Source organism: Arsenicicoccus bolidensis DSM 15745 (assembly GCF_000426385.1).
In the GTDB taxonomy this organism is placed as follows: domain Bacteria; phylum Actinomycetota; class Actinomycetes; order Actinomycetales; family Dermatophilaceae; genus Arsenicicoccus; species Arsenicicoccus bolidensis.
The window spans coordinates 89,592-107,123 of sequence record NZ_AUFG01000002.1 but is presented as its reverse complement, the minus strand read 5'-3'; the positions used below and the strand labels follow the sequence as shown (position 1 = coordinate 107,123).

20 protein-coding genes are annotated in these 17,532 nt (G+C 72.6%); 8 read left to right on the top strand and 12 right to left on the bottom strand.

Going from position 1 to position 17,532, the window contains the following annotated elements:
• The first annotated feature begins 23 nt into the window (after positions 1–23).
• Positions 24–956 carry a prephenate dehydratase gene (gene pheA, locus K313_RS0101895; protein WP_029210192.1) on the top strand — a complete coding sequence of 311 codons (933 nt, stop codon included), beginning with the start codon at positions 24–26 and terminating at the stop codon, positions 954–956.
• Positions 957–1,037: 81 nt separating this feature from the next.
• Positions 1,038–1,727, top strand: coding sequence for a Type 1 glutamine amidotransferase-like domain-containing protein (locus K313_RS0101890; protein ID WP_019285380.1), 690 nt, complete (start codon positions 1,038–1,040; stop codon positions 1,725–1,727).
• Here K313_RS0101890 and K313_RS0101885 read toward each other — a convergent pair.
• The 4 genes from K313_RS0101885 to K313_RS19670 are packed head-to-tail and all read right to left on the bottom strand — an operon-like array spanning position 1,696 to position 4,856.
• Positions 1,696–2,172 (bottom strand): SRPBCC family protein, encoded by a 477-nt coding sequence (locus K313_RS0101885; RefSeq protein ID WP_029210191.1) that lies wholly within the window; start codon positions 2,170–2,172, stop codon positions 1,696–1,698. The two genes, K313_RS0101890 and K313_RS0101885, sit on opposite strands and share 32 nt — an antisense overlap.
• Entirely contained in the window at positions 2,169–2,864 is a 696-nt protein-coding gene (locus tag K313_RS0101880) for a phosphatase PAP2 family protein (RefSeq protein ID WP_029210190.1), read from the bottom strand. Before K313_RS0101880 ends, K313_RS0101885 begins: the two co-directional genes overlap by 4 nt.
• 1 nt (position 2,865) lies before the next feature.
• The gene (locus tag K313_RS19675; protein ID WP_156911095.1) at positions 2,866–3,648 is read right to left on the bottom strand and encodes a phosphatase PAP2 family protein; all 783 of its coding nucleotides are present in this window, start codon (positions 3,646–3,648) and stop codon (positions 2,866–2,868) included.
• Positions 3,645–4,856, bottom strand: coding sequence for a diacylglycerol/lipid kinase family protein (locus K313_RS19670; RefSeq protein ID WP_029210188.1), 1,212 nt, complete (start codon positions 4,854–4,856; stop codon positions 3,645–3,647). Before K313_RS19670 ends, K313_RS19675 begins: the two co-directional genes overlap by 4 nt.
• A gap of 191 nt (positions 4,857–5,047) precedes the next feature.
• On the opposite strand from K313_RS19670, the gene serS reads away from it, so the two are divergent.
• Both serS and K313_RS0101860 read left to right on the top strand, forming a co-directional pair.
• The gene (gene serS, locus K313_RS0101865) at positions 5,048–6,382 is read left to right on the top strand and encodes a serine--tRNA ligase (RefSeq protein WP_029210187.1); all 1,335 of its coding nucleotides are present in this window, start codon (positions 5,048–5,050) and stop codon (positions 6,380–6,382) included.
• 21 nt (positions 6,383–6,403) lie between these two features.
• A complete protein-coding gene (locus tag K313_RS0101860; protein WP_338021317.1) occupies positions 6,404–7,186 on the top strand; it encodes an HAD family hydrolase in 783 nt (260 codons plus the stop codon).
• A 132-nt stretch (positions 7,187–7,318) separates the two neighbouring features.
• On the opposite strand, the gene K313_RS0101855 is transcribed toward K313_RS0101860, so the two are convergent.
• A complete protein-coding gene (locus K313_RS0101855) occupies positions 7,319–7,669 on the bottom strand; it encodes a hypothetical protein (protein WP_156911094.1) in 351 nt (116 codons plus the stop codon).
• A gap of 22 nt (positions 7,670–7,691) precedes the next feature.
• On the opposite strand from K313_RS0101855, the gene K313_RS21925 reads away from it, so the two are divergent.
• A complete protein-coding gene (locus tag K313_RS21925; RefSeq protein ID WP_156911093.1) occupies positions 7,692–8,804 on the top strand; it encodes a M15 family metallopeptidase in 1,113 nt (370 codons plus the stop codon).
• 275 nt (positions 8,805–9,079) lie between these two features.
• A complete protein-coding gene (locus K313_RS0101845) occupies positions 9,080–9,640 on the top strand; it encodes a hypothetical protein (RefSeq protein ID WP_029210184.1) in 561 nt (186 codons plus the stop codon).
• 55 nt (positions 9,641–9,695) lie between these two features.
• On the opposite strand, the gene K313_RS24355 is transcribed toward K313_RS0101845, so the two are convergent.
• Together K313_RS24355 and K313_RS0101835 are read right to left on the bottom strand one after the other, a co-directional pair.
• Positions 9,696–10,127 (bottom strand): glutaredoxin family protein, encoded by a 432-nt coding sequence (locus K313_RS24355; protein WP_029210183.1) that lies wholly within the window; start codon positions 10,125–10,127, stop codon positions 9,696–9,698.
• A gap of 59 nt (positions 10,128–10,186) precedes the next feature.
• Positions 10,187–10,798 (bottom strand): LURP-one-related family protein, encoded by a 612-nt coding sequence (locus tag K313_RS0101835; RefSeq protein WP_029210182.1) that lies wholly within the window; start codon positions 10,796–10,798, stop codon positions 10,187–10,189.
• Positions 10,799–10,879: 81 nt separating this feature from the next.
• Between K313_RS0101835 and K313_RS0101830 the strand changes: the two genes are divergently transcribed.
• Both K313_RS0101830 and K313_RS0101825 read left to right on the top strand, forming a co-directional pair.
• Complete coding sequence (locus K313_RS0101830; RefSeq protein WP_019285370.1) at positions 10,880–11,695, top strand: RNA methyltransferase; 816 nt, start codon at positions 10,880–10,882, stop codon at positions 11,693–11,695.
• A 43-nt stretch (positions 11,696–11,738) separates the two neighbouring features.
• Complete coding sequence (locus K313_RS0101825) at positions 11,739–12,374, top strand: VOC family protein (protein WP_029210181.1); 636 nt, start codon at positions 11,739–11,741, stop codon at positions 12,372–12,374.
• A gap of 226 nt (positions 12,375–12,600) precedes the next feature.
• On the opposite strand, the gene K313_RS0101820 is transcribed toward K313_RS0101825, so the two are convergent.
• The 5 genes from K313_RS0101820 to K313_RS0101800 form a co-directional block, all read right to left on the bottom strand.
• The gene (locus K313_RS0101820) at positions 12,601–14,877 is read right to left on the bottom strand and encodes a heavy metal translocating P-type ATPase (RefSeq protein WP_420804893.1); all 2,277 of its coding nucleotides are present in this window, start codon (positions 14,875–14,877) and stop codon (positions 12,601–12,603) included.
• On the bottom strand, positions 14,874–15,092 hold the full coding sequence (locus K313_RS0101815) for a heavy-metal-associated domain-containing protein (protein WP_019285366.1): 219 nt from the start codon (positions 15,090–15,092) through the stop codon (positions 14,874–14,876). The genes K313_RS0101820 and K313_RS0101815 overlap by 4 nt, the downstream gene beginning before the upstream one ends.
• A gap of 94 nt (positions 15,093–15,186) precedes the next feature.
• Complete coding sequence (locus tag K313_RS0101810) at positions 15,187–15,504, bottom strand: metal-sensitive transcriptional regulator (protein WP_019285365.1); 318 nt, start codon at positions 15,502–15,504, stop codon at positions 15,187–15,189.
• A gap of 79 nt (positions 15,505–15,583) precedes the next feature.
• Positions 15,584–16,282, bottom strand: coding sequence for a class I SAM-dependent methyltransferase (locus K313_RS0101805; RefSeq protein ID WP_029210179.1), 699 nt, complete (start codon positions 16,280–16,282; stop codon positions 15,584–15,586).
• Between the two features lie 248 nt (positions 16,283–16,530).
• Positions 16,531–17,529 carry a GTP pyrophosphokinase gene (locus K313_RS0101800; protein ID WP_019285363.1) on the bottom strand — a complete coding sequence of 333 codons (999 nt, stop codon included), beginning with the start codon at positions 17,527–17,529 and terminating at the stop codon, positions 16,531–16,533.
• Between the last annotated feature and the right edge of the window lie 3 nt (positions 17,530–17,532).

The window sequence follows — 17,532 nt, the reverse complement described above, 5'->3', positions numbered from 1 at the left end:
CCACCCGCGTCGAGGGAGTCCGCATGCGCTACGCCTATCTGGGTCCGGCCGGGACCTTCACCGAGCAGGCGCTGCTGCAGCGGCCCGAGGCGTCCGCGCCCGACGCCGAGCGGGTGCCTCACGGCTCGGTCGACTCGGCCCTCGCGGCCCTGCGCGCGGGCGAGGTCGACGCGGCCGTCGTCCCGATCGAGAACTCCGTCGAGGGCGGCGTCAGCGCCACCCTGGACGCCCTCGCCACCGGCGACCCGCTCGTGGTGGTCGCCGAGATGCTCGTCCCCATCACCTTCGTCCTCGCGGCACCGGCGGGCGTGACGCTCGCGGACGTCCGCGCCGTCGGCACCCACTCCCATGCCTGGGCCCAGGTCCGCGGCTGGATGTCCACGCGGCTCCCCGAGGCGGCATACGTGCCGACCCTGTCGACGGCGGCGGCCGCGGCCGGCCTCGGTGGGCCGACCGAGGACCAGACCCCGTATGACGCAGCCGTGTGCGCGCCCGTCGCCGCCACCGTGCACGGCCTGGAGCTGCTGGCCGGCGACATCGGCGACAACCGAGCCGCCGTCACGCGCTTCGTGCTGGTGTCCCGGCCGGGCAGCGGTCCGGCGCCCACCGGCGCCGACAAGTCGACGATGGTCCTCTACCAGCACGAGGACCACCCGGGCGGGCTGCTCGGGCTGCTCGAGCAGTTCTCGGTGCGGGGGATCAACCTCACCCGGCTCGAGTCCCGCCCGACCGGGGAGGGCATGGGCCGCTACTGCTTCAGCATCGACATCGAGGGGCACGTCGACGACGAGCGGGTCGGCGAGGCGCTGATGGGCCTGCGGAGGGTGTGCGCGGACGTGCGCTTCCTCGGCAGCTATCCGCGCGCGGACCGGCTCGCCGCGACCGTCGCCGCGGGCACGCAGGACGCGGACTTCCAGCACGCGCGGTCCTGGCTGCGCTCGCTGCGCACCCCCTGAGCGCCGAGGTGTGGGGCGTCTCACCCGGGCCGGAGCAACCCCTGCCGCGCGACGACCGGGACCGCTGACTAGGGTCGAGGCATGACGCACATCCTCTGCATGGGTGGCGGCGGCTTCTCGATGTCGCCCGACAACGCGGCCACGGCCCTCGACCGGTACGCCCTGGAGCTGACGGGCAGGTCCAACCCCCTCGTCTGCTTCGCGCCCACAGCGTCCGCCGACGACCCGGAGTACGTCCACCGCTTCCTCACGGCCTTCGGCGGCCTGGGCGTGCAGACGATGGTGCTCACGCTGTGGCAGGACGCCCGGCACGCCCTCGAGCGGTTCGGGGACATCGACCTGCTGTATGTCGGGGGCGGTTCGACCGTCAACCTCATGGCGCTGTGGGACGCGCACGGGGTCAGCCAGGCGGTGCGGGACCTGCGGGCCGAGCGTGACGTGGTGTTCGCCGGCACGAGTGCCGGGGCCAACGTCTGGTGCGAGGCGTGCACGACCGACTCGTTCGGCGGCATCGACCCCTGGCGCGGCGGCCTGGGCTTCGTGCGCGGGTCCTTCTCGCCGCACTTCGACAGCGAGGCGGAGCGCGCCCCGCACTACCTGTCGTGGGTGCGCGAGGGCGAGCTGCCGGTGGGCTGGGCGGCCGACGACGGCGCGGCGCTGCACGTCCTCGACGGCAAGGTCCAGGCGTGCGTGACCGAGCGCGACGACGCCAAGGTCTATCGGGTGGACCGCAGCGGGATCACTGCTCAGCAGATGACGCGTCTGGCCTGACGGCGAGGTACTTGCGCAGCCCCTGCTCGCCCGCCCGCATCATGTGCGTGTGGTTGATCCGCAGCAGACGGTGGCTGGTCACCGGCATGCGCTCGAGGTGCTGGTTGGTGAGATAGACGTCCTGGGTCCAGCGGGCGGCGGTGGTGGTGTCGCCCTGCCAGGACAGGTCCCACTGGGCATAGCCCACGAGGTCCTGGGCGAGGCCGACGCGCAGCACGCCGTTGTCGCGGTCGAGGATCTGCTTGGTGGCGACGATCTTGAGCGTCACCGGGATCAGCGAGCGCACCGACAGGCGTCGGGCGTCCCCGGGCAGCGGCTCGGTGGCCCGGATCTGGGGCCACCACTGCGCGTAGCGGTCGACGTCGAGCAGGACGTCGTAGGCCTCGCCGAGCGGCAGCGGCACCTGCCACACGTGGTCGAAGTGGTAGTGGTGCGGGGCCATCATGACGAACGAGCCTCCTTGCGGCGCAACCAGAGCCAGGCCATCAGCGCGCACAGGACACCGTTGAGCATGCCTACGACGATGTCGATGACGTGGTGCATCCCACGGTAGGCCCTGGCGTAGGCCACGAGGAACGGGATCAGGACGCACACGAACTGGACGAGGCGGCGCAGGACGACGTTGTCGATCCGGTGCGCCATGAAGGCGAGGGAGAGGTAGAACGCGGTGGCCGCGCCGACGTGCCCGCTGGGGTAGGACGAGGTCGGGGGCGCCGGGTCGAGCTTGCTGACCTCGGGCCGGGGGCGGCCGGTGAGCTCGGTCGCGGCGACGAAGATGCTGGCCTGCAGCGCGATGGCGATGCCGGGGATCACGGCATACCACCACTCCTTGGTGCGCCACCAGACCAGGGCGATGATGATCAGGCAGGACCCGATGATGTACTCCGTGTTGCCGATGTGCGACCACACCATCGTGACGGAGTTCCACAGGCTGGTGCGACCCGACTCGAGGTCCTTGTTGATCGGCTCCTCGGCGGTGTCCCAGCTCTTGAGCGGGCCCATCAGGGCCAGGCCGAAGCCGTAGATCGCGAGGAACAGCACGATGCCCGGCGCGATGGCGCGCACGAGGAGATCCTTGAACGCCGCTCCTGCCCTGGGGCGGGAGCTGTCGAGGTCGTAGCGCAGCAGGAAGGGCATGTCAGGTTCTCCTCGTGCCGAGCGCCTCGGTGCGCTCGGTGCTGGGGTCGGTGGGGTCGGTGGGGTCGGCCGGGTTGGCCGGTATGCCGTGCTCGCCGGTCGCCGGCACGTGGACGAAGCCGCGCCACGAGCCGTAGACGAAGGCCGCCGCGAGGAGCAGGCCGGCGGTCACGTCGGAGGGGAAGTGGACGCCGAGGTAGACGCGGTCGAGCAGGACCGTGACCGTCGCCACCGCGGCGAGCACGACGGCGACGACGCGCTGGGCGCGGGTCCGCAGGAGCGGCCACAGCAGGACCACCAGGACCATGCAGATGGCTGCGGTGTTGGCGGCGTGCCCGGACGGGAAGCTGTAGCCCGGCGCGTGGGACACCGGGTCGTCGACGACCGGCCTCGCTCGCTGGACGAGCAGCTTGACCTGCAAGAACAGGTTCCAGCCCAGCATCATCGTGATCCACGCCCACCAGGAGCGGGCGGTCATGCCGCGAGCGCGCCAGGTCCACAGGCACACCAGCGTCGCGGCGAGGTAGGCCCGCCACGGCTGCCAGATCTCCTGCCACAGGACGAGCGCCGAGCGCAGGTCGGGGTGCGCACGGGTGACGTCCGTGGCGGCGACGATCGCGCGCTGGTCCAGCTCCATGAGCGGGGCGAACCGCTGCTGCACGAGCACGGCGAGGGCGATGACCGGTGCGCTGAGCACCACGGCGGTCAGCACGGCGCGGGCGAGCTGGCGCGCATGGTGGCGCCGCAGCCGTCCTCGCAGGCTGGTCCGCCGGGTGGGGCTCACGCGGCGACGTCCCCCTTGGAGGCGCCCGAGGCCGGGGTGGCGGAGGCGGTGGCGGAGGCGACGCGGACCCGCAGGGCTGCGGGCAGGACGTGGGCGCTGATGGACGTGCGCTCGCCGATGGTGTCGCCGTCGAGCTGGACCTGGACCGCGCGGCTGGCGTTGACGGTGATGTTGCGCGTGGTGTGGTGCGTGACGCGGTGGTGACCCTTGCGCTTGGCGGTGACCAGGCGCAGGAGCACCGCGCCCCAGCCAATGCCACCGTCGGGGGACAGCATGAGGGCGTCCAGCTTGCCGTCGTCGACCTGGGCCTCGGGCATGAGCGCCAGGCCCTGGATCTTGCCGCAGTTGCCGATGATGACGCTGCGCGTGCGCCGGGAGAAGGTCTCGGTGTCGGTCGTGACCTGGGCCTTGAACTGGGAGCCCCACAGGTGCTTGGCGCCGGACACGAGGTAGGCGGCCCAGCCCACCTTGGACTTCAGGCCCTCGGGCGCGTCGGCCATGATGTCCGCGTCGAAGCCCATGCCGGCCATGACCAGGAAGTGCAGCTCCTCGGGGCCGGTGTCCTCCGGGGCCAGCGCCTCGGCGTCGACGGGCTGGTCATCGACCTCGCCCTCGCCGTCCATCGGGGCAGGGTTGACGCGGAGCACGCCGACGTCGATGACGCGCTCCTCGCCGGTCAGGGCGATGGCCAGGGCGTCGCGCAGCGAGTCGACCGGCAGGTCGAGGTTGCGGGCCAGCAGGTTGCCGGTGCCGCCGGGCAGCAGGCCGATCGGGACCTCGGAGCGGGCGCGGGCCATCTCGCTCCCGACCGTGCGCACGGTCCCGTCGCCGCCGAGCGGGCAGATCACGTCGACCCCCGCGTCGAGCGCCTCCTTGGTCTGGCCCGAGCCCGGGTCGTCCTCGGTCGTCTCCAGCCAGAGCGGCTCGTCCCAGCCGGTCTCCTGGCACAGCGCGCGGACCTCGTCGCGGACCTTGGCGACGTGGTCGAACTTCGTGGGGTTGACGATCACCGCGGCGCGGGGGAGCGGCTCCGGCTCGGGGGTGGTCTCGCTCGCGACGCCGGTCGAGGCGCCAGCAGCCCTGTCGGTGCTGTCGGTGCTGTCGGAGCTGCCGGCCGCGTCCGACGGCCGCGCTGCACCCGATCGTCCCCGGGTGGCGAGGACGAGCACGAGCAGCAGGACGGCGACGCCGATGACGAGGATCCACATGTCTGGCACGCCTGAACGGTACCCGTGCGAATGCCTGGGCTAACCCCGTTTGGGCCCGATCGGTGCCGCCTCGTGGCCCCGGGTCGTATGCCGCGTCCTGCCACCGGGGCCGAGGCGGCGACCACGCGAGCGCCCGGCCCGTCAGGCATACGAGGTGGAGGGGTGTCGTCGCAGGCCACTAGGCTGAATCCGTGATCGACATCAAGCTGCTGCGCGACGACCCCGAGCGGGTCAGGAAGTCGCAACGTGCCCGCGGCGAGGACGACACCCTCGTCGACCAGATCCTCGAGCTGGACCAGCGTCGTCGCGCGGCGCAGTCCCGGTTCGAGGCGCTCCGGGCGGAGCAGAAGTCGGTGTCCAAGGACGTGGGCGCCCTCATGGGTCAGGCGCAGCGGGCCAGGAAGGCCGGCGCCGACGACGCGGAGCAGCTGAGGCAGCAGGCCGAGGCGGCCCGGGCCACGGCCGGTGAGCTGAGCACGCAGGTCAAGGAGCTCGAGCAGGCCGCCGACGAGGCCGCTCGCGAGATGGACGTCATCGCCCACCGCATCGGCAATGTCATCGTCGACGGTGTGCCCACCGGCGGCGAGGAGGACTTCGAGCTGCGCGAGACCGTCGGTACGCCACGGGACTTCGCGGCCGAGGGGATCGACGTCAAGGACCACGTCGAGCTCGGCACGGCGCTCGGGAGCATCGACCTGGAGCGCGGGGCCAAGGTCGCGGGCAGCCGTTTCTACTACCTCAAGGGCGACGGGGCGCGGCTGGAGTACGCCCTCATGGGGCTCTGTCAGCAGATCGCCGCCGAGGAGGGCTTCGTCCCGCTCGTCGTCCCCAACCTGGTCAAGGGGCAGACGATGGCGGGCGCCGGCTTCCTCGACAGCCACGCCGACGAGGTCTACCAGCTGCCCGCAGACGAGCTCTACCTCACCGGCACCTCCGAGGTCGGCCTCGCGGGCTACCACCTCGACGAGATCATCGACCTGTCGGACGGCCCGCTGCGCTACACCGCGACCTCGACCTGCTACCGCCGCGAGGCGGGCAGCCACGGCAAGGACACCAAGGGCATCTTCCGCGTCCACCAGTTCCAGAAGACGGAGATGTTCGTCTACTGCCGCCCCGAGGACGCGGAGGCCGAGCATGACAACCTCCTGCGCATCGAGCGGCGGATCCTCGACGCGCTCGAGCTGCCCTATCGCATCATCGACGTCGCGGCGGGCGACCTCGGCGGGCCGGCCGCGCGCAAGTTCGACTGCGAGGCCTGGGTCCCCAGCCAGGAGCGCTACCGCGAGCTGACGTCGACGTCCAACTGCACGACCTTCCAGGCGCGCCGGCTCGGCATCCGCGAGCGCGACCCGCAGGGCAGCGGCACGCGCGTGGTGGCGACCCTCAACGGGACCATGGCGACCAGCACCCGGCCGATCGTCGCCCTCCTCGAGAACCACCAGCAGGCCGACGGGTCGGTGCGCGTGCCCGAGGCGCTGCGCCCCTGGCTCGGCGGCCGCGAGCTCCTGACCCCGGCGGGCCGCTGACCGATGGCGCACCGCCCCCGCATGGTCTGCCTCGACATCGACGGCACCACCATCAACCACGCCCGTGAGCTGTCACCCGCCGTCCAGGAGGCCGTCCAGACGGTGGCCGACGCGGGGGTGCACGTCGTCATGGCCACCGGACGCGCGTGCGTCGCCACCATGCCGATCATCCGCACGCTGGGGATCAGCCAGGGTCGCGCCGTCTGCTCCAACGGCGCCGTCACCCTCAAGCTCGACCCCCACAAGCGCAAGGGCTACAAGTTCACCGAGGTCGTGACCTTCGACCCCGGACCGTCGCTGCGGCTGCTGCAGGACAAGATGCCCGGCGCGCTCGCCGCCGTCGAGGAGCTCGGCAAGGGCTTCAAGGTCAACGCGCCCTTCCCCGACGGCGAGCTGGACGGCAAGATTCGCGTCGTCGGCTGGGACGAGCTCATCGACACCCCCGCCACCCGCGTGACCCTGCGCCAGCCCGAGACCCCGGTCGAGGACTTCCTCGCCCAGGTGCACGCCGTGGGTCTGCACGGGGTCTCGTATGCCGTGGGCTTCTCGGCCTGGCTCGACATCGCGCCGGAGGGCGTCTCCAAGGCGTCCGCACTGGAGCTCGTGCGCCGCAAGCTCGGCGTCGACCCCTCCGACACGGTCGCCGTCGGGGACCAGCGCAACGACCTCGAGATGCTGTCCTGGGCCGCCCGCGGCGTGGCGATGGGCAATGCGCCCGACGAGGTCAAGGCCGCCGCGGACGAGGTCACCGGGCACGTCGACGACGACGGGCTCGTGCCCGTCCTGCGTTCCCTCATCGACTGACGCCTCGCCGTCGACCGGGCGGCCCCCCGGACCGTCGGACGGTCTGACGGTCCGACGGGCACTCGTCGAGCTGGTCTCAGAGCGGTGCAACCTGCTGACGTGACTGTGCGTGTGTCTATCATCGACCGAAAGTCAGGTTGGGGGACCGATGATGCGCCGTTCAACAGCACTCGCCATGGCCGCCGTGCTCGTGCCTGCCGCAGGCGCGCTCGGGGTGGCCCCGTCCGCCTGGGCGCTCGCGGGCAGCACACCGGCCCCGGCGCCGAGCAGCCTGCCGGCTGGCAGCTCCCTGCCCGGCGCACCGACCCGCCCTGCCTCTGCCGACGACCCGGCCACCGCCGCGCCGACCACCTCGGCCCCGACCACCTCGGCCCCGACCACCTCGGCCCCGACGAGCGAGGCGCCAGGTGCTCCCGTCGGCGCACCCACGAGCACGACCCCGCCGGCGCCGCCGCCCTCGCCGAGGCCCACCGCGCCGCGCACCCACGACAGCCAGCAGGTGCGAGTGTCGCTGCAGTGCGCGGGATGCGGAGGGTGGGACTGGGTGGCCGGCGTCGGGCAGACCCGGGTCGTCGGCATGGTCCTGCCGGCCCGGGCCGGCACGCCCGTGCGGATCCTGCGCAAGGCGCCGGGTGCGGCGGCATACGTGCAGGTCGCGACCGCGACCACCGGGACGAGCGGCGCGTTCTCGTGGACCGGCCCGATGGGGGCCGTGGGCACGAGCAGCTATCAGGCCGTGGTCGAGGGTGCACCCGCGTCGGCTCAGGTGGCGCGCGCGGTGGTCGCTCCGTCGGTGACCATGACGGTGCCGCCCGCGACCGACACGCTCAAGAACCCGCCCGTGACCGGCGTCGTCTCGCCGCGGATCGCGGGCATCCGGGTCCGAACCGAGGTGCTCACGCCAGCCGGGTGGCGCACCTCCCAGATCGGCACGACGCGCGCAGGGGGCGCCTTCACGCTCCCGTTGACCTACGGCCAGGGAGCGGTCGGCGTCGTCACCGTGCGGACGGCCATCACCGTGCCCAACGGCGTCGTCGCGGCCAGCCCGTCCCGCGGCATCAACCGCGTCGCGGTGATGGACCCGGTCGTGCGCGGGACGGTCGCCGCCGACGTGCCGCGCACCCATCGCGCGGGATGCCCCGTCGGGCCGGCCAGCCTGCGCACCATCGACATGAACCACTGGGGCTTCGACGGGCGGATCCACCGCGGGCGCCTCGTCATCCGGACCGCGAACGTCACCCCGATCCTCAACAGTTTCCAGACGGCGTTCAACGGGAGGTTCCCGATCCGGGAGATGCGCGACGCCAGCGTCTACGGCGGCGACGACATCATCTCGATGGAGCACGACAACACCAACGGCTTCAACTGCCGGCGCGTGACGGGCAACCCCTACCGGATGTCCCCGCACAGCTACGGCACCTCCGTCGACATCAACACCGTCGAGAACCCCTACCGCATCCCGTCCGGCGTCTGGCTGCCCAAGAACGGCCAGGCCTACGTCGCGCGCACGCCCTACCGCCCCGGGATGCTGACCCCGTCGACGCCGTTCACCAAGGCGCTGCTGGGCAACGGGTTCACCTGGTTGAGCGGCTTCGACTGGCAGCACTTCCAGCGATGACCGGTCGTATGCCGGCCCGCTGCCTCGCGGCGCTGGGGCTGGCGGCGCTGCTGGGCCCGGTAGCCGCCTGCTCGAGCGGGTTACCGACACCCTCCGGGTCGCCGACAACCTCTGGGGCAGTGGCGTCCGCAGGGGCAGCGACCACCGCTGCGGCGCAAGCGCCCTCGTCCACCGGAGGAGTTTCAGCGCCGGGGTCGGCGGCGGCCACCTCGTCTCCCACTTCAGCGGGAACCGCCCCTCCGACCTCGCCCGCGACCTCGCCCCCCGAGCCGGTCGTGGTCGAGCCGCCGCTGCCGACCGCCCCCGCCGCCACCAGGGCCGGGGCGCTCGACCAGCGCGCCCTGCCGACCCCGTCCGGCTGGACGACGGCCGTCGGGGACGGCGCGGACGGCGCCTACATCCCGAACGGCACCTGGGTCAACGCGCGCGACCCACGGTCCACCGCGCACGAGCTGCTCGGGCTGGGGTGCCAGGAGGTGCCCGCCGGCTATCCCGTGCCGACCGCGGCCCTCGAGGGGACCTATCGCGGACCCGGCGGCGCGTCGGGCACCACCGTGACGGTCGAGCTCCCCGACGAGGCCGCGGCCCGCCGGCTCGTCGACCTCTACCGCGGCCAGGCCGAGTCGTGCCGCGGCAGGGGCGACGCCCCGTTCACCTACGAGCCGCTGCGCGCCAGCCCCGACCTCGTGGACCGGCGCACCTTCGCGGGTGAGACGGCGACCTGGCTCGAGGTGGTCGGCGTCCGTGGCCGCCGGGCGACCTTCCTGCTGCTGCAGGAAGGGGCCGGTCGCCTCTCGGGGCGCCAGATCGACAGCGTCGTCGCCTCCCTCCGCTGACACCCGTCGATGGGGGCGGGCGGTTCCGGCATACGGCCGGGTGGGGCTGCCCCGGTCACCCGAGGTGGGCGACGACCTCCTCGGCGGTGGGGTTGCGGAGGACGGCCGAGCCCACGAGGACCGTCGGCGTGTATTCGTCCCCGCCGTTCAGGTCCCTGACGGCCTGGTTGGCGTCGGGGTCCCGCCAGACGTTGACCCAGGTCACGCGCTCGTCCGCTCCGAGGGCGCGGAGCAGGCGCTCGCAGTAGCGGCAGCCGGGCTTCCACAGGACGACCGCGTGGCCGTCCCGGACGGACCCGCGAGCCTCGGCCCAGGGAGTATGCCGTCCCCCGCGCAACGACCACCACCCATAGGCGGCGACGAGCCCGAGCGCGACGACGCCGGTCCCCAACCCCGCGACCAGACCGGACCTCGCCCCGATCCAGGCGGCGACCGCCACCGCCACGACGGCGAGGACGGCGATGCTGGCGCGGACCTGGTTCTGCACGTTCTCTCCTGCGTCGGTCGGGGTGATCGGTGATCCGTGTGATCCGTTGTCGGGGACGGTCAGCGGGCCTGCAGGGCGTCGAGCGCCACGGCCATCGCGGCGCCCACGCGCCAGTCCAGCTGCCAGCCGTTGGGGGCGACGGGGAGGGTGACGGCATACCGGTCGCGCACCGACAGCTTGCGCTCGGACGTCAGGACCGGGGTGCCGTCACCGGCGGTGAAGTCGAAGTGGAACACCCACGGGATGGGGAACGCGTCGACGACGGGCAGGTTCTCCATCAGGCGGCGCGCGATGGCGATGCCCTGGCTGCGCTCGGTGCCGGTGGCCTCGAGGCCGTCCGCGGTGCCGAGGTGCCAGGTCGAGCGGAGCAGCGACCTCGCGAAGTCCTTGCGGAACCACCCGATCTGGGCCCCGGAGGCGTCGGTTACGTCATAGGTCGCACCCAGGTCGATGCGTTGGCGGGCGCGGAAGGCGAACACCGGCGTCGATCGCGACTCGTCGGTGTAGAAGGTGACCAGCTCCTTGAGCGCGATCCGCTTCTGCTGCGCGAGGGCGAGGAGCTCACCCTCGTTGCCGGCGTCGTCGAGCCGGCGGATCTCGTAGCGGTTGACGATCGGCGTGATCCGCTGGCGTACGGCGAATCGGGTCATCGGCGCGGGGCGGCTCGTCATGGACTCCACTCTCCCACCTGCGCGACCACGCTCGGGGGCGCCTCACCGGGTCGGCGTCCCGCGTGGCATGCTGTGTGCCCTATGCACGAGCTCGTCATCACCTCCCCGGCCAACCCACGGCTGCGCGCCCTGACCGGGCTGCGTCGTCGGCGTGCCCGCGAGGAGAGCGGGGTGACGCTCCTCGAGGGCTACGAAGAGCTCGAGCTCGCGCTGTCGGCGGGGGTGCGGCCGCAGACGCTCTTCTACTGCCCGGAGCTGATGCTCGACCCCGACCGCCAGACGCGCGTCGTCCGGGACGTGCAGGCCGGCGGCGCAGAGGTGGTGCGGCTGGGTCGCGTCGCGTTCGAGAAGGTCGCCTACCGCGAGGGCCCGGACGGGTTCCTCGCGGTCGTGCGGTCGGTGGGGCGCGGGTTCGAGGAGCTGACGCTGCCGGCCGACCCCTTCCTGCTCGTGTGCCAGGGCGTCGAGAAGCCCGGCAACCTCGGTGCCATGCTGCGCACCGCCGACGCCGCGGGGATCCACGCCGTCGTCGCGGCCGACCCGGTCACCGACTGGGGCAACCCCAACCTCGTGCGGTCGAGCAAGGGCACGGTGTTCTCCGTGCCGGTCGCGTCGGCATCGACGCAGGAGACCTTGGCCGTATGCCGCGACCGGGGCGTGCTCGTGGTCGCCGCCACCCCGGACACCGACGTCGAGCACACCGACGTCGACTACACCGGACCGGTCGCGATCGCCGTCGGCACGGAGAAGGCCGGCCTCACCGAGGACTTCATGGCCGCGGCCGACGTGCGCGTCCGCATCCCCATGACGGGGCGGGCCAACTCCCTCAACGTGGCGACGTCGGCGGCCATCGTGATCTACGAGGCCGTGCGCCAGCGCCGGGCTGCCACCGGCTGACCTGGGTTCAAGGGCACGGCATGACCTGTGTCACGATGTGGCCATGCGCGTCGACCACGTCTCCTATGCCGCCGAGCCGGATGGCTCCATCGCGACCGCCGAGCGTCTGGCGGCCCGCCTCGGGGTGGAGCCGGTCTACGGCGGGGTGCACCCCCGCTTCGGCACCCGCAACATCGTCCTGCCCCTCGCGCACGAGCGCTACGTCGAGGTCGTCGAGGTCCTCGACCACCCGGTGACCGACAAGGCCCCCTTCGGGCAGGCGGTGCGGCTGCGCTCCGAGCAGGGTGGCGGCTGGATGGGCTGGGTGATCCGGGTCGACGACATCGCCCAGGTCGAGCAGCGCGTGGGCCGCGAGGCCGTGTCCGGCAACCGCACCCGCCCGGACGGCGTCACCCACACCTGGCGCCAGCTCGGCGTCAAGGGCCTGATCGCCGACCCGCAGCTGCCGTTCTTCGTGCAGTGGGACGAGGGCAGCGTGCACCCGTCGGCCGCCGCCACCAGCGAGGTCACCATCAAGCACCTGACCATCGGTGGGTCGCCTGACCGCGTGCGGGACTGGCTGGGCATGGACGCCGACGCGACGTCGTCGGTCATCGACTTCGAGTTCGTGGCGCCGGCCGGGAGCGCCGGCCTGCTGGCCGTGACCTTCCAGACCCCCACCGGCGACGTCACCATCTGACCTACCTCAGGTCGTCACACCCGCCTGGGTTCGCACCGCGGGCCGACGTGTCCAACCCCGGCTGATGGCCCTACCCCCGGCGGATGCATCGGCCGGGCTTCGTTCGCCAGGCTGATGCCTTTACCCCCGGCGGGTTCGGCCGTATGACGAGAAAGAGCCCTCGCCACCAGACCTCACGTCTGGTGGCGGGGGGCTCTCGGCATACGAGCTCCCTCGCGGGCTCAGGTCAGGTGCGCGCCCGACCAAAAGCCTTGAGCCGCAGGCTGTTGGTCACCACGAGCACGCTGGACAGGGCCATGGCCGCGCCCGACACCATCGGGTCGAGCAGGCCGAGCACGGCCAGCGGGATCGCGACGACGTTGTAGCCGAACGCCCAGGCGAGGTTCTGCTTGACGATCGCCAGCGTGCGCCGGGACAGGCCGATGGCGTCGGCCACGGCCCCGATCTCGGGGCGCACCAGCACGATGTCCGCGGAGTCGATCGCGACGTCCGTGCCGCTGCCCATCGCCAGCCCGAGGTCGGCCTGGGCCAGGGCGGCGGCGTCGTTGACCCCGTCGCCGACCATGGCCACGACCCGGCCCTCGCGCTGCAGCCGGGCGATCGCCTCGTGCTTGTCGCTCGGCAGCACCTCGGCGATGACGTCGGCCGGGTTGATGCCGACCTCCTCGGCCACCTGACGGGCCGTCCGCTTGTTGTCGCCGGTGAGGAGCATGGTGCGCAGGCCGAGGTCGCGCAGCGCCTCGAGCGAGGCGGGGGACGTCGGGCGGACCTCGTCGGCGACGGTGAGGGCGGCGTACGCGACGCCACCCCACCCGACGTGGACGGTGGTGCCCACGCGGTCCAGACCCTCGAGGTCGCCGGGGACGACGTCGAACAGGCTGGCCTTGCCGACGGTCACCTCGGTGCCCTTGATGGTGGCGCGCGCCCCCATGCCGGGCAGGTTGGTGAAGTCGGCGATCGGGCGCAGCTCGATGTCGCGCTGCTGGGCGGCGCGGACGATCGCCTGGGCGACGGGGTGCTCGGAGCCGGCCTCGACGGAGGCGGCGGCCTGCAGGGCGGCGGTCGGGGTCAGCCGTCCGCTCGGCGTCACGTCGACGAGGGTGGCCTTGCCGGTCGTGACGGTGCCGGTCTTGTCCAGCACGACGGTGTCGATACGGCGCGTGGACTCGAGGATCTCCGGGCCCTTGATGAGCACGCCCAGCTCGGCGCCCCGGCCGGTGCCGACGAGCAGCGCCGTGGGGGTGGCGAGGCCGAGCGCGCAGGGGCAGGCGACGACGAGCACGGACACGGCGGCCGACAGCGCGGCGGCGGCGCCCTGCCCGGCGACCAGCCACCCCGCGAAGGTCAGCGCCGCGATGACCAGCACCACCGGCACGAAGACCGCGGAGATCCGGTCGGCCAGCCGCTGCACCGGAGCCTTGCCGGTCTGGGCGGCCTCGACGAGGCGGGTGATCGAGGCGAGGGTCGTCTCGGAGCCGACGCGGGTGGCGCGGACGATGAGCCGGCCGTGCGCGTTGGTGGTGGCGCCGGTGACCTCGTCGCCGGGCGTCACGTCCACGGGGATCGACTCGCCGGTCACGACCGAGCGGTCCAGCGCGGAGCTGCCGTCGACGACGATGCCGTCGGTGGCGACCTTCTCGCCGGGGCGGACGACGAACTGGTCACCGACCTGCAGCTCCTCGATCGGCACGCGGACCTCGCGGGTGACGCGGGTCTGCGGGTCGATGCGCTGCACCGCGACGTCCTTGGCGCCCAGCTCGAGCAGGCTGGTGAGCGCCGATCGCCCGGCGGTGCGGGCCCGGTGCTCGGCGACGCGACCGGCCAGCAGGAAGGTCGTGACGACCGCCGCGACCTCGTAGTACATGTGCCCGGTGCTGCCCGCGAACGTCGCGACGACCGACCACAAGAAGGCCGCGGTCACGCCGATCGACACCAGCGTGTCCATGGTCGAGGCCTTGTGGCGGGCGTTGATCACGGCGGACCGGTGGAACGGCCACGCCGCCCAGATCGCGACGGGGATCGTCAGCACCAGCTCGGCCCACGGCCGCACGCCGCCCAGCAGGTGGTGCGCCGCCGGAACCATCGCCATGACGACGACGAACACGGTCAGCGGCAGGGCGATCTCGAGCCGGGTGCGCAGGGACGCGCGGCTCATCACCTGGTCGATGGCGTATGCCGGACCGCTGCCGGCCTGGGCCCCCGTCTCGGTCTCGGCGAGGCCCTCGCCGGACCCCGCTCGACGCCCCGCCCGCAGCTCGGAGGCAGTGTAGCCCGTCTGCTCCACGACCTTGACCAGGTCGGCGACGCTGAGGGCGGTCGGATAGGTGACGTGGGCCTTCTCGGTGGCGAGGTTGACGCTCGCCTGCACCCCGTCGAGCTTGTTGAGCTTGCGCTCCACCCGGCTCGAGCAGGAGGCGCAGGTCATGCCGCCGATCGCGAGGTCGACCGTGCGTTCGGCCTGCTGCTCGTCGGGCGGGCTGGTCGTCATACGGGTCGCGGTCACGAGACCACCGTGTAGCCCGCCTCGTCCACGGCGGCCGTGATCGCGGCCGGGTCGACGGGACCCTCGCTGGTGATGGTGACCGGGGAGTCGCCGCCCGCGACGAGGTCGATCGCGACGTCGGTGACGCCCTGGATCTCCTTGAGCTCGGAGGTGACGGCGCTCGTGCAGTGGCCGCAGGTCATGCCGTTGACGGTGATGGTGGTGGTCTGGCTCATGTCGGATCTCCTTGTCGTCCCAGGATCGTGAGTGTTTCGTCCGGCATTCTCGGGTGGAACGCTCACGTTGTCGGGGGTGGGGTGGGTGGTGCGGTCAGCTCTTGACGAGACGGGCGATGGCGGCGGAGGCCTCGGCGACCTTGGCGGCGGCGGCCTCGTCGGACTCACGGGCGGCGCCGACGACGCAGTGCCCGATGTGGTCCTCGAGCAGGCCGAGGCTGACGGCCTGCAGCGCCTTGGTGATCGCCGAGATCTGGGTGAGGACGTCGATGCAGTAGGTGTCCTCGTCGACCATGCGCTGCACGCCGCGGACCTGGCCCTCGATGCGCTTGAGGCGCTTGAGGTAGGCGTCCTTGTGGTCGCTCTCGACGTAGGCCGGGGCGGGCGGGTGCGGGCACGTGTCGCTGCTCATGATGGGATCAACTGTATACCCCCATGGGGTATTCCCCGCGGCGGGGTGCGACTCGGGTGGCAGCGCATCGGGGCGCGGGTCAGTCGGCCGGTCGCTGCAGGACGCGTCGGACGTTGCGGGACACCAGGTCGTAGGCCTGGCCGTCGCGGTCCTCGGCGACCGAGGTCTGCGGCGACGAGCTCTCGTGCACCTGCCACCCGGCATACACCTGCTCGAGGATCGCGCACGCGTCGTCGTGGCCCAGGTCCAGCTCGACCCGGGCCGCCCGGGTCTCGCCGTCGACGACCTCGCGCCGGTCGGTCGCGATCACCAGCACGTGGACGCCGCCCGGGGCGGTCGCGTCGCGCATCCGCTCCAGCAGGGCCACGAAGGCGTCCCGGCTGGACACGTGCTCCAGCGTCGAGACCCCGAGGACGAGATCGGCTGGGCCACGGTCGAACTCGTACGTCTCCTGGTCGGCGACCACGGGGATCACCACGTCGCCCACCGACTCGTGGGCGGCGCGCTCCTTGAGCTGCTGGATCGGGATGTCGAGCAGGTCGACCGCCACCACGCGCGAGCCCGCGGGCAGTGCCCTCGCCAGCGGTATGGCGTGCCGCCCCGATCCGGCGCCCAGGTCATAGACGCGGACGGGGCGCGTCCGGTCGAGGTGCGCGAGCGCGTCCATCACGATCGGCGCCGGCCGGTTGAGCCAGGCGTCAGGATCGTGCGCCTCAGGCGCGGAGTAGAGCTCCTCGTGGTAGCGGATGGTCTCGTCGCGGCCCTCGTCGAATCCCATGAGGACGAGCCTAGTTCCGCCACCGCCGCGTTGGGGCGCGGCGTTCGTGAGCTGGGAGCGCTCAGATGTCTGGTGGGGGTGGTCCGGATGCGACCTTCGTGAGCTGGGAGCGCTCAGATGTCTGGTGGGGGTGGCCCGGATGCGACCTTCGTGAGCTGGGAGCGCTCACATGTCTGGTGGGGGTGGCCCGGACGCGACCTTCGTGAGCTCGGAGCGCACGTCCGCACGCGCCGGGGATGGAGGTGCGGTCAGGCGTCGCTGCGCAGCCGCTCCAGGCGGGCCCCGAGCAGGGGACGGCGGTGGGCGTTGCCGTGGAGGGCGACATACCGCTCGCCGAAGGCCCACAGCAGCGCGTCGTCGAGGCGGCGGACCGCCCCGGGCGGGTAGTGGTAGGCCATCCGCGCCTCGATGGCGGCGTGGTCGACGCCGCGCAGGACGTCGCGCAGCTCGGCGAGCGAGGTGATGCCGAGCTCGAGCAGCAGCCCCGAGACCCACGAGTAGTGGTCGGTGCGGGACCAGCCGGCCTCGGCGAACTGCCCGGCGAGGAAGGCCGCGAGGTCCGACCCGCTGATGCGTGGGTCGTCCTCGTCGGTCTCGGTGGAGGGGCCGCCGGCGTCGCGGAGGCGCTCGCGGATCGTGGAGAACTCCTGGTCGGCGAGCTCGAGCAGGCCCGCGGCGAGGGTGAAGCGACGGTCGAGGTCGGGGCCGTGCTCCTCGGGGACCGAGCCCTTGTAGCGGATGTCGTGCTCGAACTCGGCCCACGCGTGCTGCAGGACGGTGCGGACCTGCACCGAGGCCTTGCGCCCGGCCATCGGTCCGCCGGCGCTCTCGCGGGCGGGGTCGAGCTGCACCAGCAGGTGCCGGCTCGAGTAGCCGAACCGGCCCTGGGCGGCGGTCTCCTGACCCATGTCGCGGTCGTCGAGCAGGACGAGCTGGGCGCCGAGCAGCTGGGCCACGGCCTCCACGTCGGCCAGGACATACGTCACGACGCGCACGCCGACCTGGTCGGTGATCTCGGTCTCGGGGTGGCGGTGGACGAGCCGGCCGCCGACACGACGCGCGGCCTTGGCGGCATAGGACTCGACGGACTTGGCCCGCCCGGTCACGGCGAGGTAGTTGATGCCGGCGTCGTCGAGCAGCTGGGTCACCAGCGCGACGTACTCGTCCGTCGCCGCCTGGACCTGGGGGAGGTCCTTCGCGTACCGCGCGATGACCCTGCTGAGTCGCTGCGCCTGCTTGCCTGCCATGGG

Bases quoted from the DNA above. Each gene is read 5' to 3' on its own strand.
- pheA (WP_029210192.1), top strand. From the start codon at position 24: ATGCGCTACGCCTATCTGGGTCCGGCCGGGACCTTCACCGAGCAGGCG.
- K313_RS0101890 (WP_019285380.1), top strand. From the start codon at position 1,038: ATGACGCACATCCTCTGCATGGGTGGCGGCGGCTTCTCGATGTCGCCC.
- K313_RS0101885 (WP_029210191.1), bottom strand. From the start codon at position 2,172: ATGATGGCCCCGCACCACTACCACTTCGACCACGTGTGGCAGGTGCCG.
- K313_RS0101880 (WP_029210190.1), bottom strand. From the start codon at position 2,864: ATGCCCTTCCTGCTGCGCTACGACCTCGACAGCTCCCGCCCCAGGGCA.
- K313_RS19670 (WP_029210188.1), bottom strand. From the start codon at position 4,856: ATGTGGATCCTCGTCATCGGCGTCGCCGTCCTGCTGCTCGTGCTCGTC.
- K313_RS0101860 (WP_338021317.1), top strand. From the start codon at position 6,404: ATGGTCTGCCTCGACATCGACGGCACCACCATCAACCACGCCCGTGAG.
- K313_RS0101835 (WP_029210182.1), bottom strand. From the start codon at position 10,798: ATGACGAGCCGCCCCGCGCCGATGACCCGATTCGCCGTACGCCAGCGG.
- K313_RS0101830 (WP_019285370.1), top strand. From the start codon at position 10,880: ATGCACGAGCTCGTCATCACCTCCCCGGCCAACCCACGGCTGCGCGCC.
- K313_RS0101825 (WP_029210181.1), top strand. From the start codon at position 11,739: ATGCGCGTCGACCACGTCTCCTATGCCGCCGAGCCGGATGGCTCCATC.
- K313_RS0101815 (WP_019285366.1), bottom strand. From the start codon at position 15,092: ATGAGCCAGACCACCACCATCACCGTCAACGGCATGACCTGCGGCCAC.
- K313_RS0101810 (WP_019285365.1), bottom strand. From the start codon at position 15,504: ATGAGCAGCGACACGTGCCCGCACCCGCCCGCCCCGGCCTACGTCGAG.
- K313_RS0101805 (WP_029210179.1), bottom strand. From the start codon at position 16,282: ATGGGATTCGACGAGGGCCGCGACGAGACCATCCGCTACCACGAGGAG.
- K313_RS0101800 (WP_019285363.1), bottom strand. From the start codon at position 17,529: ATGGCAGGCAAGCAGGCGCAGCGACTCAGCAGGGTCATCGCGCGGTAC.